Here is a 15,427-nt window from a genome sequence, read left to right as displayed (position 1 = left end):
GGAGAAAAATTATGTTTCGTTGGGCCATTATCTTCGCTGTAATCGCACTTATTGCCAGTCTACTCGGTTTCGGTGGTGTCGCTGGTTTATCTAAAGATTTCGCGGTCATTCTGCTGGTTATTGCTGTTATTCTGGCAATTGTCGGCTTCCTGTCCCGCGGCAAGGTATAGTTTCTTATACCCTGACCCTCACAAAAAAGAAGGATGCAAATCCTTCTTTTTTTATGCCTGTGTTTAGACCGACAGCAGATACAGACAGATTATTCTTTGAAAAATAACTTAAAAATATTTTCTCACATTTGTTTAGGCCCATTGAAATGTTTTTCAAACCGCTGTCTCATTTTTATGTTTTAATCGAATTATTTCAAAAAACACAAGGATTGGACGCATGACTTTAGCAATCAAAACTCGCGAAATTCAGTATACGGCGGCAGATGGTAGCCAGTTGGTTGGTTATTTTGCTGCACCCGAAACCGATGCACCAGTCGCGGGTGTGATTGTGGCACCGGAATGGTGGGGCCGAAATGAATATATTGAACAGCGTACCCGCGAACTGGCAGAACATGGTTATGCCGCCTTGGCCATTGATATGTATGGCGACAAGAAAAATACCACCACGGCTGCCCAGGCCAATGAATGGATGAGCCAGACCTTTGAAGACCCGAATACAATTGTGACTCGTGCGTCTGCGGCTTTGGACACTTTAGCTGCCCAACCGGAAGTAAATCAGGCTAAACTGGCAGCCATTGGCTTCTGTTATGGCGGCAAAGTGGTGCTGGATTTGGCCCGTTCAGGCGCCAACCTGCAAGCCGTTGCGACTTTCCATGCCATTCTGGCGGCCAGAGAACCGGCGCAGGAAGGCAAGGTACAGGCAGAAATTCTGGTGCTGCATGGTGAACTGGACAGCATGGTAACGCTGGATGATGTGGCCAGCTTCCGTGAAGAAATGCACGCTGCCCAGGTAGAACATGACGTGATTGTGTTTGAAGATGCCAAGCACGGCTTTAGTAACCCGCTGGCCGATGAACGTGCCAAAGCCAATGGCGTCGACCTCGGCTATAGCCCGATAGCAGAACAGCAAAGCCTGGATGCCATGTACCAATTATTACAACGCCGTTTGGCCTGATTCTGGCATGAGGCCATATATATTGAAAAAGATTAATGAATTTGAATAGAGGATAGAAGAATGACCGAACAAGACTGCCCATATTGCAACTTTGATGAATATGATGTCATTGCCAAAAATGATTATGGCGTGATTCTACCTGAACCGAACGCATTGTCTAAAGGCCACTGTGTCATTATCCCTCTACGTCATGTCAGTTCTTTTTTTGATGTTACCGACAAAGAACGTAAAAGCCTGATGTCGCTGCTGGAACTGGCGCGGAATGAATTACAGCTGCGCCATCAACCGGCAGGCTTTCATGTCGGCTTTAACGATGGTGATGTGTTTGGCAGCCCATCGCAGCATTTGCATATCCACATTATTCCACGCTATGAAGGTCAAATCCTCAAGCTGGACCAACGCTGGGGTATGAGCGGCAGCATCTAAGCCTTGCCGCGACCAAAACAGAAGGTGATGCTATTGCATCACCTTTTTTATTGCCTGCTGCATCGGCAAGATTTGGGTATACTAGGCGCCTGCTTAACAGTTCCGGTTCTCATGTCTGCCTTTTCTTTTTCCCACGCCCTGCTTTCCTGGTTTGATGTACACGGTCGCCATGACCTGCCCTGGCAGGTGGCCGATGATCCGTATAAAGTCTGGGTATCGGAAATCATGCTGCAGCAGACCCAGGTCAAAACCGTGCTGCAATATTTCGAACGTTTTATTCAGCGTTTTCCCGATGTGGAAAGCTTAGGCCGTGCCTCCTGGGATGAAGTGGCGCCATACTGGGCCGGACTCGGTTACTATGCCCGGGCACGCAATCTGCATAAAGCAGCTGGCATAGTGGCCCAGCAAGGACATTTTCCGGAAAATCTGGAACAGTGGATGGCCCTGCCCGGCATTGGCCGCTCGACCGCAGGCGCACTGATGTCTTTGGGCCTCAGACAATACGGCGTGATTATGGATGGCAACGTCAAAAGGGTGCTGGCGCGCTTTTTTGCCATTGAAGATGATCTGTCCAAACCGGTACATGAACGGGCCTTGTGGCAGCTGGCAGAACAGCTGTGCCCGACCGAACGTAATCATGACTACACCCAGGCGATTATGGACCTCGGTGCCACCATCTGTACCCCGAAAAAACCCTTATGTCTGTACTGCCCGATGCAGCAGCACTGCAAGGCTCACCAGCAGGGCCTAGAAGCCGAATTACCATTTAAAAAACCGAAAAAAGCGGTGCCTGTGAGACAGGCCCAGGTATTGCTCTTACACAGTGATGGCCAGTGGCTATGGCAGCAGCGGCCAAATAGCGGCCTCTGGGGCGGATTATGGTGCCTGCCGATTATTGATGATCCAGCGCAGTTTCAGGTGCTCTGTCAGCGTCTGGGCCTGAAACAGCGACAACAGCAGCTGCAGATTTCACACAGCTTTACCCACTTTACCTGGCTGCTGGATGCCAGTGTAATTCCGGTCGAGCCGGACCAGCAGGAACATCTGGCGATTGAGCTGGACGCCGAATGGATGACGCCGGCACAGGCCACTGCACGTGGACTGCCGACCGCCATGAAAAAATTGATCTCGGCCGCCGATTTATGACATAGTCAAAGACTGGAATTCGAATACCATCGACATAATAATCATCAGGGAGATGCTGTGCTTCGCTCGATTTCACTCTGCTGTGTTTTCTTCAGTCTGATTCTGCTAGCGGCCTGTACCTCGGCACCGAAAAAATCTGCTGCACCCCTACCGCCGGCCATGGTTAAAAAACTGCAGCACATGCCGCTGAAAACCCGCTTGCCAGTGCCGGTACAGGGCGTCAAACGTCAACACTTGCAAGATACCTGGGGTGCGTCACGCAGTCGCGGTCGCCTACATGAAGGCATTGATATTCTAGCGCCACGCGGCAGCAAGGTGTACAGCGCCACCGAAGGCCTCATTGCCGACTTACGCAATAACAATTTGGGTGGTAAAGTGGTATGGATTCTGGGACCGGGCGGCAGCTGGCATTATTATGCCCATCTGGACCGGCATAAACGTGACCTGAAGGTCGGAGATTATGTCAAGAAAGGCGATCTCATTGGCTATGTCGGCAATAGCGGCAACGCCCGCCATACCGCGCCGCATCTGCATTATGGCCTGTATTTAAATGGCAAAGGTCGCGGTGCAGTCAATCCCTATCCCTATTTACGTTAGTTTGCTTTAGGAAGTGTACATGTCAGAAGCATTGATCAATCGACTGGTCGAATTTGCCGAATCCGGGAATCAACAGAAAATTATGTTGAACGGCCAGAGTCATCAGGGCTGGATCATGGAAATTACTGAAGATGCACTTCTGATCAGCACCGGCTATGCCGATAAATCCGGCAAGGATGTCTGGATTGCCTTTGCCGATCTGCCTCAGGCGGAATTGTCTTACTGGGATAACCGTCAGGATCAATGGGTTCATTTCCAGCTTTAAACCCGTACAGGAGCATCATCTATGGATCGAACACGCTGCGGCTGGTGCTCCGAAGATCCGCTCTATATCGCCTACCACGACCAGGAATGGGGCCGCCCGCTTCACGATGAAGCGCAGCTATTTGAAATGCTATGTCTGGAAGGCCAGCAGGCCGGTCTGGCCTGGATTACCGTGCTCAAAAAACGCGAATGTTACCGTCAGCATTTTTTTCAATATTCCATTGCCGATATTGCCGCGTTGTCTGATCAGGCCTTGCAGGACAAATTACAGGATCGCGGATTAATCCGGCATCCGGCCAAACTCGCAGCCATCCGCACCAATGCTCAGGCCTGGCTCCAGCTGCAGCAGCAAGGTATCAATCTGGTCGACTGGCTGTGGCAATTTGTCGATCATCAGCCCGAGCAGCATACCGTGCCCGATTATCGCAGCGCCCCGACCTATACTGCAGCCAGTGTGGCACTGTCTAAAGCTTTAAAAAAGCAGGGCTTTCAATTTGTTGGCCCCACCATCTGTTATGCCTTTATGCAGGCCGTCGGCATGGTCAACGACCATGAAGATCACTGCGCCTTTAAATCTCTTCCCCCTTTAGCCGAGGAGCACTCATCATGAGTAACACTACCATTCGTGCCTATGCCGCCATGCAACCCGGCGAAGCGCTGGTGCCATATCAGTTTGATGCTGGCGAACTGTTGCCGCATCAGGTCGAAGTTCAGGTGGAATATTGTGGCCTGTGCCATTCCGATTTATCGGTGATTAACAATGACTGGCGTTCTTCGGTCTATCCGGTGGTGGCCGGGCATGAAATTATTGGTACGATTGTCCAGTTAGGAAGTGAAGCCAAAGGATTATCTGTGGGCCAGCGCGTTGGCATTGGCTGGACGGCAGAAAGCTGCCAGCACTGTGATCCGTGCCTGTCCGGCCGGCAGGTGCAATGTACCGGCGATAGTGTCGCCACCATTGTCGGACATGCCGGCGGTTTTGCCGATAAGGTCCGCGCCGGCTGGCAATGGGTCATTCCCTTACCGGATGATCTGGATGCGGAAAGTGCCGGCCCGCTGCTCTGTGGCGGTATTACCGTATTTGATCCGATCATTAAGCACCAGATTCAGGCGGTGCATCATGTCGGGGTGATTGGAATTGGCGGCCTTGGGCATATTGCCATTAAACTGCTCAAAGCTTGGGGCTGTGAAATTACGGCCTTCAGTTCCAACCTGGAGAAAACCGCAGAGTTAAAAGCCATGGGCGCCGATCATGTGGTGAATAGCCGTGACAGCGCTGCCCTGAAAGCCCAGCGCGGCAAGTTTGACCTGATTTTAAGTACGGTGAATGTCAGCCTGGACTGGCCGGTATATCTGTCTGCCCTGGCACCAAATGGTACGCTGCATATGCTGGGCCTGACCTTAGAGCCGTTACAGGTCTCGGCTGGTGCGTTAATTGGTGGTGGCAAAGCGGTGACAGGTTCATCGACCGGTTCACCATCGACCTTGCGCCAGTTACTGAAATTTGCCGCCCGCAAACAGCTGGCGCCGCAGGTTGAAGTGTTCCCGATGTCGCAGATTAACGAGGCAATTGAACATTTACATGCGGGCCGGGCGCGTTACCGGGTGGTGCTGAAAGCAGATTTTTAATCTGCTTTGAAGCCAAATCTATAATAGATACAATTACTCACGAATAAATTGGGCCGCCTCTGCGGCTGGCCTCGATTGTATAAAAAATGTGTTAGATATTCAGTCTGTTATGGCATATGCTTAACGATGCGCATATATTAATTAGCCAAACCGAATGATTGATGTCAGCGGTTTGATTCAAAAAGTCTGCTAACATGAAAGCAGCTTTGACACGATAAAATGATTTGAGAAAACCTATGAGTAAAGCCTTACCCATTGCTGTTGCTGTAATTTTAGGCGGTGCTGCACTTGTTCCTGTTTATTATGCAACTCAACACCCTGCCACTGTATCCTCAAAAGCATCTGCAAATGCGTCTGCGGTTGAGAAAATCAGCTATGCATTAGGCTATGAAGTTGCCCATCAAACTCCACCAGAGCTGGACATTAACAGCTTTGTGACTGGTGTCCGTGAAGGTCATGCGCGTCAGCAGCCAGCCTATACTGAAGAAGAATTACAAAAGGCCTATGAACAGTTCCAGCAGGAACTGCAACAAAAACAGGCTGATCAGGCCCAGCAGGCACAAACGGCCAGCGATGCCTTCCTGACTGAAAATGCCAAACAGGCAGGGGTACAAACCACCGCGTCAGGTCTGCAATATAAAATTACCCAGCAAGGCAATGGCAAACAGCCAATGGCCAGCTCTGTGGTAAAAGTACACTACACCGGTAAACTGGTCGATGGCAAAGTATTTGACAGCTCGGTTGAGCGTGGTGAACCAATCGAGTTCCCGTTAAACCAGGTGATTCCAGGCTGGACCGAAGGTCTGCAACTGATGAAAGAAGGCTCGAAAGCCACGCTGTATATCCCGTCACAACTGGGTTATGGCGAACAGGGCGTGCCGGGCATGATTCCACCAAACAGCACCTTGATCTTTGATGTTGAGCTGATTGAAGTAAAATAAAAACAAGGAGAGCCTGGCTCTCCTTCGTTGTTTAGGGACCCATAATATGAAAAAAACGATCACCCTGCTCGGCCTCGCCCTGTGTAGCGCGGCCACACTGGCTCAACCGGTGACCACCAAAAGCTCCACTGAACAGCAGGTGGGCTACAGCTTTGGTTATTTAATGGGGCGCAGCAATGTCGACACCTTAAAAGGTATGGATCTGGATGCCTTTGTGGCCGGTTTAAAAGCCGCCTCACTGGGCCAGCAAGCCAGCCTGAGCGATGAAGACATGGCCCGTATTCTGACCCAGTTCAAAAAGCAGGCCGAAGCCAAACAGCTGATTGAACTGAAACAGCGCGCCGAAGCCAACGACATGATTGGCAAGGCCTTTCTGGCAGAAAACTCGCGTAAGGATGGGGTGAAAGTCACTTCATCGGGGCTGCAATATCTGGTTCTGCAAGCGGGTTCCGGAAAAAAACCGAAAGCCAGCTCCAAAGTACGCGTGCATTATGAAGGCCGCCTGATTGATGGCACCGTGTTTGATAGCTCGATGGCGCGTCAGCAACCGGCTGAATTTCAGGTCACACAAGTCATTCAGGGCTGGACCGAAGGGCTGCAACTGATGCGTGAAGGAGCCAAATACCGCTTCTTTATTCCAGCGAATCTGGGCTATGGCCAGATTGGTTCTGGCGATGCGATTGAACCGAACAGCACCCTGATTTTTGATGTCGAACTGCTGGAAGTGATCAATAAATAAAGATGCTTGTGCTGCTCATGCAGCCTCATCTTTCAATAAAAGCCCATAAAAAAACCCTTTGAGACTCAACGGCTCAAAGGGTTCTTTTATAGGAGCTGAACATCTTTCGCGCTCAGCTCTCAGTAATTAAGGTTTTAAATGACGCGGTCTAAAACCAGTGGCCAGCAGACCAAGAGCATAAGCTGCCACACCCACCACACACAGCAGTAGTACTTCCAGCACACGCATCCATTGCGATACATCACCGTTATACCAGCTCAAGGCGTACCATAAGGCAGCCACCATCACCGCATTGGCCGTGCCAAACTGGAACAGCAGTTTTTTCCAGTGCCCACCAAAACGGAAAATATCGCGTTTATGCAAATAGAAATACAGCATACCGGCATTGACCAGCGCGGAACCTGAAGATGCCAGTGCCAGCGCCATGTGCTCGGCTTCCCAGTCAATCAGTTTAAACAGCCCAATAAACACCACGTTTAAAATGGCATTGGCTGCCACCGCCATTAAACCGACCCGAACCGGGGTGCGGGTATCCTGCTGGGCATAAAAGCCCGGAGCAAAAACTTTAATCAGCATAAAGGCAATGACCCCGGCACTCATACATTGCAGGGCCAAGGCCGTCATCTGGGTATCTTCCCAGGTGAACTGGCCGCGCTGGAACAGGGCCTGAATAATTGGGGTCGACAGCATAAACAGTGCAATACTGGCAGGCACACCAGCCAGCACAATAATTTTCGCCGCCCAGTCCATCATGCCACGGAATTTTTCCTGATTCTGCTCGGCATGGCGCGCCGACAAGGATGGTAAAATCACCGTACCAATTGCCACCCCAATCAGGCCCAGCGGCAACTCGGTCATCCGTTCGGCACTGTACAGCCACGATACCGAACCATCCTGCATAAATGACGCCCAGATGGTGTTCAGCAACAGGTTAATCTGGGTCACCGATACCCCAAACAGGGCCGGCAGCATCAGCTTCATGATGCGCTCAACGCCTTCATGCTTGAAGTCGATTTTTGGCGGAATCAGCAGCTTTTTACGCCATAATTCCGGAATCTGGATCGCCAGCTGCAAGGCTCCGGCAATAATCACCGCCCAGCCCAAGGCCATAATCGGCTCGGCCATATACGGCGTTAGCCACAGGGCTCCGGCAATCATGGCCAGATTTAGTAGCACCGGTGCAAAGGCCGGCGTGGTAAAGGAGCCATAACTGTTTAAGATGCTGCTGGCAAAAGCGGTCAGCGACATAAACAGCAAATAGGGAATGGTCAGGCGGAACATGTCCGTGGCCAGCGCAAATTTTTCCGGATCGCTATGGAAACCTGGTGCGTAAACGTACATCACCGCCGGCGCTGCCACCATGGCAGCCAGCGTCAGCAGGCTCATCACCGAGGCCAGACAGCCAAACACCCGGCTAATCAGAATCTGCACTTCGGCATGGGTGCGGCTGGTTTTATATTCGGTCAGAACCGGAATAAAGGCCTGGGAAAATGCCCCTTCAGCAAACAGTCGCCTGAAAAAGTTCGGGATACGAAAGGCCACCACAAAGGTATCGAAATCCTTTCCCGCACCAAACACATTTAATAACACAATATCCCGCACCAGTCCCAACACCCGGGACAGCATGGTCATCGTACTGACAATAAAGGTCGATCGCCAAAGCGCCATCGGAACCACCCAAATAAAAATTTAGCCGCTATTGTAAAGAAACCTAAGCACAAGTTTCGTTATGAATTGATGAAGATGCTGCTTCTATCCTGCTGTTGCAGTCACGCAGTAAAGACCGGAACCGGCTCCAGTCAAAATAAGGTCCCGGATCGGTCTTGCGCCCCGGGGCAATATCGGAATGTCCAGCCAGATGACGCTGGATTTTCGGATAGGCCTGCTGCAAGGCCGACACCACTTCCGCCAGTACCTGATACTGGATCGCTTCAAAGGGCAGATCATCACTGCCTTCCAGTTCAATACCAATGGAATAATCATTACATTCCGGCTTGGCCAGATAACTGGAACGTCCGGCATGCCAGGCGCGGTCATTGAAATTGACACATTGCAGCACTTCGCCGCTACGCAAAATCAGCAGATGCGCCGAGACCTGCATCCCTTCAATGGTCTGAAAGTAAGGATGCGCCGACCAGTCCAGCCGGTTTTGAAAAAACTGTTCGATATAACCGCCGCCAAACTGTGATGGCGGCAAACTGATATTGTGAATCACCACCAGCTGAATTTCGGTCTGCTGCGGACGCTGGTTAAAATTCGGTGAAGGCACCTGCCGCGCACCTTTTAACTGTCCCTGGATGACCTGAAAAGAAGCCGCCTGCTGCATAGAATGATCCTGATATTTTTTTCAGTATAAAAATTTAGCCCATCCTAAAACTTTCAGCTGAAAATCTCAAATCAGACAAAAAAGCCGCGAAAAAGCGCATCGGGCCAGCCGAACAGTGCTAATATATCGCGCAATTTTCATGGGTAAAGAGATAAGGACAGGCAATGAGCATACCACAATCTTTATTGGAGCAATCTATCCAGATCAATATTCAGCAGGCCCTGCAGGAAGATATTGGCGAGGCAGATATTACCGCTTTACTTACCCCGGAAGATGAACAGGCCACCGCCACCATTATCAGCCGTGAAGACATGGTGCTGGCCGGTCAGCCTTGGGTGAATGCCTTAATCCAGCAGTACGATCCAAGCGTTCAGATTGAATGGCTGAAACAGGATGGTGATCGCGTGGCAGCCAATGAAGCCTTTTTAAAGCTGGCCGGTTCTGCGCGCAGTTTATTGACCGTAGAGCGCCCTGCCCTTAACTTTGTCCAGACCTTATCGGCCGTGGCCACCAAAACTGCCGAATATGTGAAACAGCTCGATGGCCTGCACACCAAACTGCTGGATACGCGTAAAACCTTGCCGGGTCTGCGTATTGCACAAAAATATGCGGTCACTGTAGGCGGCGGCCAAAACCATCGTCTGGGGCTGTTTGATGCCTTCCTGATTAAAGAAAACCATATTATGGCCGCTGGCGGTATTGCCCAGGCCATTGCCAAAGCCCATCAAATTGCACCAGGCAAACCGGTGGAAGTTGAAGTTGAAACCTGGGATGAGCTGAATCAGGCTCTGGACGCTCAGGCCGATATCGTGATGCTGGATAACTTTAGCCAGCAACAGATGATTGATGCAGTCAAGCATGTTGCCGGTCGCTGCAAACTGGAAGCATCGGGCAATATCACCATTGCCAACCTGCGTGAAGTGGCCAGCACTGGTGTCGATTATATTTCTATGGGCGCTCTGACCAAAGATGTCAAAGCGGTCGATTTATCCATGCGTTTTAATGCTTAATCGCAATTCGATATTTGTCGATAACGAAAAAAGGTGCCTCATGAGGCACCTTTTTTATTCATTTAGGGTGAGTCGATGGCCGCAAGACTTTAATCATCTGCACGGCCGTCGCCATCACGGTCCTGATTCAGCATGGTGCCATCACCATCACGGTCATTGGCCGTATCACACGCGCTTAAACCAAAGGCGCCCATCGCCAGTAAGATCATCAAGTATTTCATGGTACATCCCTCTTTTTTGCTGTTTTAAAAAAATCACTGCGAGTTTTAGTAAGCCATGAAGCTCGGTTTCAGCATGTTGGTTTTTGTTATGAAGATGAATCTGCGCACAGCCGCTGGTTACGTTTGCTTCAATCACAAAAAAACGCATCCGGAGATGCGTTTTATAAATATATTGTTCTGATCTTGCAGTGTTTACCAGCCCAAGGCCTGTTGCTGCTTTTTGATCAGTTCCTGAATGCCCTGCTCGGCCATTTCCAGCATGGCATTACATTGCAGACGGGTAAATGGTTTATCTTCAGCAGTGCCCTGAATTTCAATAAATTCACCGGCCTGGGTCATCACTACATTCAGGTCAGTCTGGCAGTTTGAATCTTCTTCATAGCACAGGTCCAGCAATACTTCGTCCTGATACATACCCACAGAAATAGCAGCGACCAGACCTTTTAACGGGTCCTGTTTAATTTTTTTGCTTTCCAGCAGTACATTCATGGCATCGACCAGCGCCACCGCTGCACCGGTGATCGCGGCAGTACGGGTACCGCCATCGGCCTGAATTACATCACAGTCAATGGTAATGGTATTTTCACCAAGTTTTTTCAGATCGACCATGGCACGCAGGCTGCGGCCAATTAAACGCTGGATTTCCTGAGTACGGCCGCTCTGTTTACCCCGTGCCGCTTCACGGTCACTACGCGTATGGGTAGAACGTGGCAACATGCCATATTCTGCAGTTACCCAGCCCTGGCCTTTGCCTTTTAAAAAGCGCGGTACCGAGTTATCAATACTGGCAGTACACAGCACTTTGGTATGACCAAATTCAACCAAGACAGAACCTTCCGCATAACGTGTGTAATTACGGGTAATTTTGACATCACGCAATTGATCTAGGGTACGTTGGTCGATACGCATAAGTTGTCCTTATTTTGACTCAAATAAATTGTCGGCCAGTATAGCAGATGCAAGCGCACAGGTTTTGTCCCCGGGTCGGCTTTTACACAATCTCGCCACAGAAAAGCGGGCCCTACACAGCCAATGCAACAGCATGGCTGCTGCCCGGGCCGATTCTGCTCTATAATAGCCACAGAGATGAATTTTTAAACAGTATCAGGGATGTGACATGTCGATTCGGGAAGAACGTAAGCAGCAAAGTCGTCAGGCCATTTTAGATGCGGCCCTGACCTTAAGTACTGCCGAGCGCTCTTTTAGCAGCATCAGCTTAAGGGAGATTTCCCGCCATGTCGGGCTGGTGCCAACGGCGTTCTACCGGCATTTTCAGGATATGGATGAACTCGGTGCAGAACTGGTCGATCAGGTGGCGCTGCATTTAAAAAGCATTCTGCATCAGCTGGGTCAGGCCTATTTATATCTGCCCAATGCCAAAACCCGGACCAGCGTCGAACTGTTTTTTCAGGCGGTGGATCAGCATCCGCAGCAATGGATTTTTTTAATTGCCGAGCGTTGGGGCGGCTCGGCCACGGTGCGTCAGGCCATTGCCCGGGAAATCGAGTTTTTAATTGATGATTTTGCCAATGATCTGAAACGGGTCGAAAGCGTGCAGCATTTTGAACATCCGGAAGATTTTAAAGTACTGGCCAATATTTTAATTAACCTGTCCTTTAACTGGGCCATGAGCTGGATTGGCCTCAGTCGCCAGTTTGAAGGCGAGGCCTTAAGCCAGCAGCAGCACCAGTTTACCGAGCAGACCATTATCCAGGTGCAATTGCTGTTTCGTGGTATTAGCCATTGGGAACGCCCAAGCATCACAATGCATGAAAACGCAGCACTAAAAAACCCGCTTTAAACAGCGGGTTTTTAACATCATGTTGGGCTTTTATTTGGCTTTACGTTCTTTATCGACCAGGTAATTCACCACCTGAATCACTTTGCCGTTATCGCCCGACACCACATATTTACCATTAACCACCACTGCCGGCACACCGGTCAGCTGGTATTGGCGCGCCAGTTTATTGGCCTGTGCCACTTTAGAGGTAATCGCAAAAGAGTTAAACATGCTGTTGAACTTGGCTTCAGGAATACCGTATTTGACAAAGAATTTGGCCTGGGATTTCTGGTCAAAAATCTGCTGGCCTTTGTCATGAATGGCATGGAATAACGGCAAGTGGGTACGTTTACGGACACCCAGTGCTTCCGACACATAATAGCCGCGCGCATTCATTTCCCAGACCTGGTTCATGGCAGCCGGAGTGCGCACAAAGTTCACATCTTTTGGCAGCTTACGCAGCCAGGCTTGCATATGCGGCTCCAAGGTAAAGCAGTGGCCACAGCCATACCAGAAGAATTCACGGACTTCAATTTTACCCGGCACATCGACTTTGCCCGGATTGGCCAGTACGCGATAGTCTTGGCCTTCAACAAAATTGGCCGCCCATGCGCCACTTGAAATTGCAAACATTGCGGTTGCAAGGCTACCCAAAAGAAACTTTTTCATTGAACTTATTGTCCTCATAAATCGTTATGATTAGCTTATGCAAACACTATAAATCAATTATGCCGTTTTCGTTTTGCTTCTGTGAACTTTTTTACGGCTTTTATCGCTTTTTCCAGAATAAACGCTACACTAAACAGCATAGACTTTTTGAAATCATAATAACTTGATTGAGGTGACACCAATGTCGCAACTGAATGTTGATCCGCAAGAAATTGCCAAATTTGAAGCATTCGCAGCTATATGGTGGGATCAGCATTCTGAGTTCCGCCCTTTGCATCAAATTAACCCGCTCCGTTTAAACTGGATTGATGAACATTCAGGCGGACTGGCTGGCAAAAAAGTGCTGGATGTCGGTTGTGGCGGCGGCATTCTTTCGGAAAGCATGGCGCGCCGTGGTGCCGATGTACTCGGGATTGATATGGGCGAGGCGCCGCTGAATGTGGCACGTTTACATGCCCAGCAGGAAGGCGTCGAAAATATTCAATATCGCCAGATTCCGGTTGAGCAACTGGCAGAAGAACAGGCTGGCCAGTACGATGTGGTGACCTGTATGGAAATGCTGGAGCATGTACCCGATCCAGCCTCAATTATTCAGGCCTGCCAGAAGCTGGTCAAACCGGGCGGCCATGTGTTCTTCTCGACCATTAACCGTAATCCGAAAGCCTATTTATTTGCGATTATTGGCGCGGAATATGTGCTGCGTATGCTGGCCAAAGGCACGCATGATTATCATAAATTTATCAAGCCGTCCGAACTGGCACACGATATTCGCAATGCCGGCCTGAAACTGAAAGATATGACCGGTTTGCACTATAACCCACTGACCAAACGCTACTGGCTGGCGCCCAATGTTGATGTCAACTATATGGTGCATACCCTGAATGAAGGTGGCCAATGAAAGCGGTTTTATTTGACCTCGACGGCACCTTAATTGATACCGCGGCCGACTTTATCCGTATTATTCAGGACATGTGCCGCGATAAAGGCTGTGACATTGTCGCCGCCGAGCAGATTCGCACCCAGGTCTCTGAAGGCGCACGCGCCATGGTCAAGCTGGTGTATCCGGAGCTGGAAGTGGAAGACCCGGTCTTTTTAGGCCATCGCCAGCGCTTTTTGGACCTTTACGGCGCCGATATTGCGGTAGAAACCGACCTGTTTGAAGGCATGTATCCACTGCTAGAGCAGCTGGAACAGCAGCAAATTCCCTGGGGTATTGTCACCAACAAGCCACGCTGGCTCAGTGAAGCGCTGTTAAAAGCCCTGAACCTGACCGAACGCTGTGCGGTACTGGTCTGCCCGGAAGATGTCAGCAAGACCAAACCCGATCCGGAACCGATGTATCTGGCCGCAGCACAGCTGGGACTGGAACCGCAGCAGTGTATTTATGTCGGCGATCATCCACGTGATATTGATGCCGGACGCAATGCCAGCATGTACACCATTTTAGCCGCCTATGGCTATTTACCCTTACAACACAAAGATGACTTAACAGCCTGGCAGGCAGACTGTATAGTGAATAATGTCACAGAATTACATCAGGTCTTGCACCAGATGCTGTCACAGCAACAACAACATTCAATCACTTCATAATTACAGCAAAAAAACGGAGGTCGATCATGAAATATTCAGAATATCAACCTCGCCCTGATCTGCTCAAAGATCGCGTGATCCTGATTACAGGTGCGGGCGACGGTATTGGACGTGCAGCCGCGATCAGCTTTGCACTGCACGGCGCAACCGTTGTCCTGCATGGTCGCACCCTGAATAAACTGGAAGTCATCTATGATGAAATTGAAGGTTTAGGCGCACCGCAGCCAGCCATTCTTCCGCTACAGCTGTCCAGTGCGTCATCGCGTGATTATGAATTGCTGGTCGATACGCTCGACAAGCAGTTTGGCCGTCTGGATGGCATTTTGCACAATGCCGGCATTCTGGGTGAACGGACCGAACTGGTGCATTATCCGGCTGATGTCTGGGATGATGTGATGGCCGTCAACCTGCGTGCACCCTTTGTTATGACCCAGGAACTGCTGCCTTTACTGGAAAAATCGGCACATGCTTCGGTGGTATTTGCCAGTTCGGGCGTCGGTCGTGAAGTACGTGAGCGTTGGGGCGCCTATTCGGTATCTAAAATTGCCATTGAAGCGGTCAGCAAACTGTTTGCCCAGGAAAATGTACATCCGAATATCCGTTATAACTGCATTAATCCGGGCGCGACCCGCACCGCCATGCGCGCCAAGGCCTATCCGGATGAAGACCCGAAAACCTTGCCGACACCGGAATCAATCATGCCAGCCTATTTATATTTAATGGGCGATGACAGTCTGCACATGAACGGCCAGAGTATTGATGCGCAGGATTAATGCCCTTGCTGTATCCATGAAGGAAGCCCTGTGCTCACTGCTGTCCCATAGTTTGCTTTAAATAAAAAAACCTGAGTCCTAACAGTTAAAATATGAGTGCAAACAAACACTTTAACGACCAGGATTCAGGTTTTGTCACATCAGAATACCGTATTTCATGAGCTAATTAAACCTGTTGTGCGACAGGATTT

Annotated in this window: 20 protein-coding genes; 15 read left to right on the top strand and 5 right to left on the bottom strand. The window is 50.1% G+C overall.

Going from position 1 to position 15,427, the window contains the following annotated elements; genetic code table 11:
- Positions 1–11 precede the first annotated feature (11 nt).
- From FTT63_RS02495 to FTT63_RS02450, 10 genes are all read left to right on the top strand, one after another.
- On the top strand, positions 12–170 hold the full coding sequence (locus FTT63_RS02495) for a DUF1328 domain-containing protein (protein ID WP_005006601.1): 159 nt from the start codon (positions 12–14) through the stop codon (positions 168–170).
- 217 nt (positions 171–387) lie between these two features.
- Complete coding sequence (locus FTT63_RS02490; RefSeq protein WP_005180941.1) at positions 388–1,125, top strand: dienelactone hydrolase family protein; 738 nt, start codon at positions 388–390, stop codon at positions 1,123–1,125.
- A 60-nt stretch (positions 1,126–1,185) separates the two neighbouring features.
- Positions 1,186–1,551, top strand: a complete 366-nt coding sequence (locus tag FTT63_RS02485; protein ID WP_005180943.1) for an HIT family protein — start codon at positions 1,186–1,188, stop codon at positions 1,549–1,551.
- Positions 1,552–1,662: 111 nt separating this feature from the next.
- Positions 1,663–2,697: an A/G-specific adenine glycosylase gene (gene mutY / locus FTT63_RS02480; protein WP_104472306.1), complete on the top strand. Its 1,035-nt coding sequence runs from the start codon at positions 1,663–1,665 to the stop codon at positions 2,695–2,697.
- A gap of 57 nt (positions 2,698–2,754) precedes the next feature.
- Positions 2,755–3,294, top strand: a complete 540-nt coding sequence (locus FTT63_RS02475; RefSeq protein WP_180191969.1) for a M23 family metallopeptidase — start codon at positions 2,755–2,757, stop codon at positions 3,292–3,294.
- A gap of 19 nt (positions 3,295–3,313) precedes the next feature.
- Positions 3,314–3,559 carry a hypothetical protein gene (locus FTT63_RS02470; protein ID WP_005180946.1) on the top strand — a complete coding sequence of 82 codons (246 nt, stop codon included), beginning with the start codon at positions 3,314–3,316 and terminating at the stop codon, positions 3,557–3,559.
- Positions 3,560–3,580: 21 nt separating this feature from the next.
- The gene (locus FTT63_RS02465; RefSeq protein ID WP_016658692.1) at positions 3,581–4,168 is read left to right on the top strand and encodes a DNA-3-methyladenine glycosylase I; all 588 of its coding nucleotides are present in this window, start codon (positions 3,581–3,583) and stop codon (positions 4,166–4,168) included.
- Complete coding sequence (locus FTT63_RS02460; RefSeq protein WP_005180948.1) at positions 4,165–5,187, top strand: NAD(P)-dependent alcohol dehydrogenase; 1,023 nt, start codon at positions 4,165–4,167, stop codon at positions 5,185–5,187. The genes FTT63_RS02465 and FTT63_RS02460 overlap by 4 nt, the downstream gene beginning before the upstream one ends.
- Positions 5,188–5,423: 236 nt before the next feature.
- Positions 5,424–6,128 carry an FKBP-type peptidyl-prolyl cis-trans isomerase gene (locus FTT63_RS02455; protein WP_180191968.1) on the top strand — a complete coding sequence of 235 codons (705 nt, stop codon included), beginning with the start codon at positions 5,424–5,426 and terminating at the stop codon, positions 6,126–6,128.
- 46 nt (positions 6,129–6,174) lie between these two features.
- On the top strand, positions 6,175–6,867 hold the full coding sequence (locus FTT63_RS02450; protein WP_075167944.1) for an FKBP-type peptidyl-prolyl cis-trans isomerase: 693 nt from the start codon (positions 6,175–6,177) through the stop codon (positions 6,865–6,867).
- A 126-nt stretch (positions 6,868–6,993) separates the two neighbouring features.
- Here FTT63_RS02450 and murJ read toward each other — a convergent pair whose 3' ends face one another.
- Positions 6,994–8,535, bottom strand: coding sequence for a murein biosynthesis integral membrane protein MurJ (gene murJ / locus FTT63_RS02445; protein ID WP_218949096.1), 1,542 nt, complete (start codon positions 8,533–8,535; stop codon positions 6,994–6,996).
- 43 nt (positions 8,536–8,578) lie between these two features.
- Positions 8,579–9,193 carry a 1,6-anhydro-N-acetylmuramyl-L-alanine amidase AmpD gene (gene ampD / locus FTT63_RS02440; protein ID WP_016658689.1) on the bottom strand — a complete coding sequence of 205 codons (615 nt, stop codon included), beginning with the start codon at positions 9,191–9,193 and terminating at the stop codon, positions 8,579–8,581.
- Between the two features lie 164 nt (positions 9,194–9,357).
- On the opposite strand from ampD, the gene nadC reads away from it, so the two are divergent.
- On the top strand, positions 9,358–10,203 hold the full coding sequence (nadC, locus tag FTT63_RS02435) for a carboxylating nicotinate-nucleotide diphosphorylase (RefSeq protein ID WP_016658688.1): 846 nt from the start codon (positions 9,358–9,360) through the stop codon (positions 10,201–10,203).
- A gap of 89 nt (positions 10,204–10,292) precedes the next feature.
- Here the strand turns inward: nadC and FTT63_RS15700 are convergent, their stop codons facing one another.
- Positions 10,293–10,424 carry a hypothetical protein gene (locus tag FTT63_RS15700; RefSeq protein ID WP_005180959.1) on the bottom strand — a complete coding sequence of 44 codons (132 nt, stop codon included), beginning with the start codon at positions 10,422–10,424 and terminating at the stop codon, positions 10,293–10,295.
- Between the two features lie 192 nt (positions 10,425–10,616).
- Positions 10,617–11,333 (bottom strand): ribonuclease PH, encoded by a 717-nt coding sequence (rph, locus tag FTT63_RS02430; protein WP_005180961.1) that lies wholly within the window; start codon positions 11,331–11,333, stop codon positions 10,617–10,619.
- A gap of 208 nt (positions 11,334–11,541) precedes the next feature.
- Between rph and FTT63_RS02425 the strand changes: the two genes are divergently transcribed.
- The gene (locus tag FTT63_RS02425) at positions 11,542–12,225 is read left to right on the top strand and encodes a TetR family transcriptional regulator (RefSeq protein ID WP_127798561.1); all 684 of its coding nucleotides are present in this window, start codon (positions 11,542–11,544) and stop codon (positions 12,223–12,225) included.
- A gap of 30 nt (positions 12,226–12,255) precedes the next feature.
- On the opposite strand, the gene FTT63_RS02420 is transcribed toward FTT63_RS02425, so the two are convergent.
- Positions 12,256–12,873, bottom strand: coding sequence for a thiol:disulfide interchange protein DsbA/DsbL (locus tag FTT63_RS02420; RefSeq protein ID WP_075175029.1), 618 nt, complete (start codon positions 12,871–12,873; stop codon positions 12,256–12,258).
- Between the two features lie 181 nt (positions 12,874–13,054).
- Between FTT63_RS02420 and ubiG the strand changes: the two genes are divergently transcribed.
- Genes ubiG through FTT63_RS02405 form a run of 3 tightly spaced genes read left to right on the top strand, consistent with a single transcriptional unit; the run spans position 13,055 to position 15,236 of the window.
- The gene (gene ubiG / locus FTT63_RS02415; RefSeq protein WP_016658684.1) at positions 13,055–13,771 is read left to right on the top strand and encodes a bifunctional 2-polyprenyl-6-hydroxyphenol methylase/3-demethylubiquinol 3-O-methyltransferase UbiG; all 717 of its coding nucleotides are present in this window, start codon (positions 13,055–13,057) and stop codon (positions 13,769–13,771) included.
- Positions 13,768–14,463 carry an HAD family hydrolase gene (locus FTT63_RS02410; protein WP_075167943.1) on the top strand — a complete coding sequence of 232 codons (696 nt, stop codon included), beginning with the start codon at positions 13,768–13,770 and terminating at the stop codon, positions 14,461–14,463. Before ubiG ends, FTT63_RS02410 begins: the two co-directional genes overlap by 4 nt.
- 26 nt (positions 14,464–14,489) lie before the next feature.
- Positions 14,490–15,236, top strand: a complete 747-nt coding sequence (locus FTT63_RS02405; RefSeq protein ID WP_005180975.1) for a YciK family oxidoreductase — start codon at positions 14,490–14,492, stop codon at positions 15,234–15,236.
- The last annotated feature ends 191 nt before the right edge of the window (positions 15,237–15,427 follow it).

This window comes from Acinetobacter sp. C15, assembly GCF_013420645.1.
Classification (GTDB): Bacteria; Pseudomonadota; Gammaproteobacteria; order Pseudomonadales; family Moraxellaceae; genus Acinetobacter; species Acinetobacter indicus.
The sequence above is the reverse complement of the archived record's forward strand: the minus strand, read 5'-3'. Positions and strand labels throughout refer to the sequence as shown.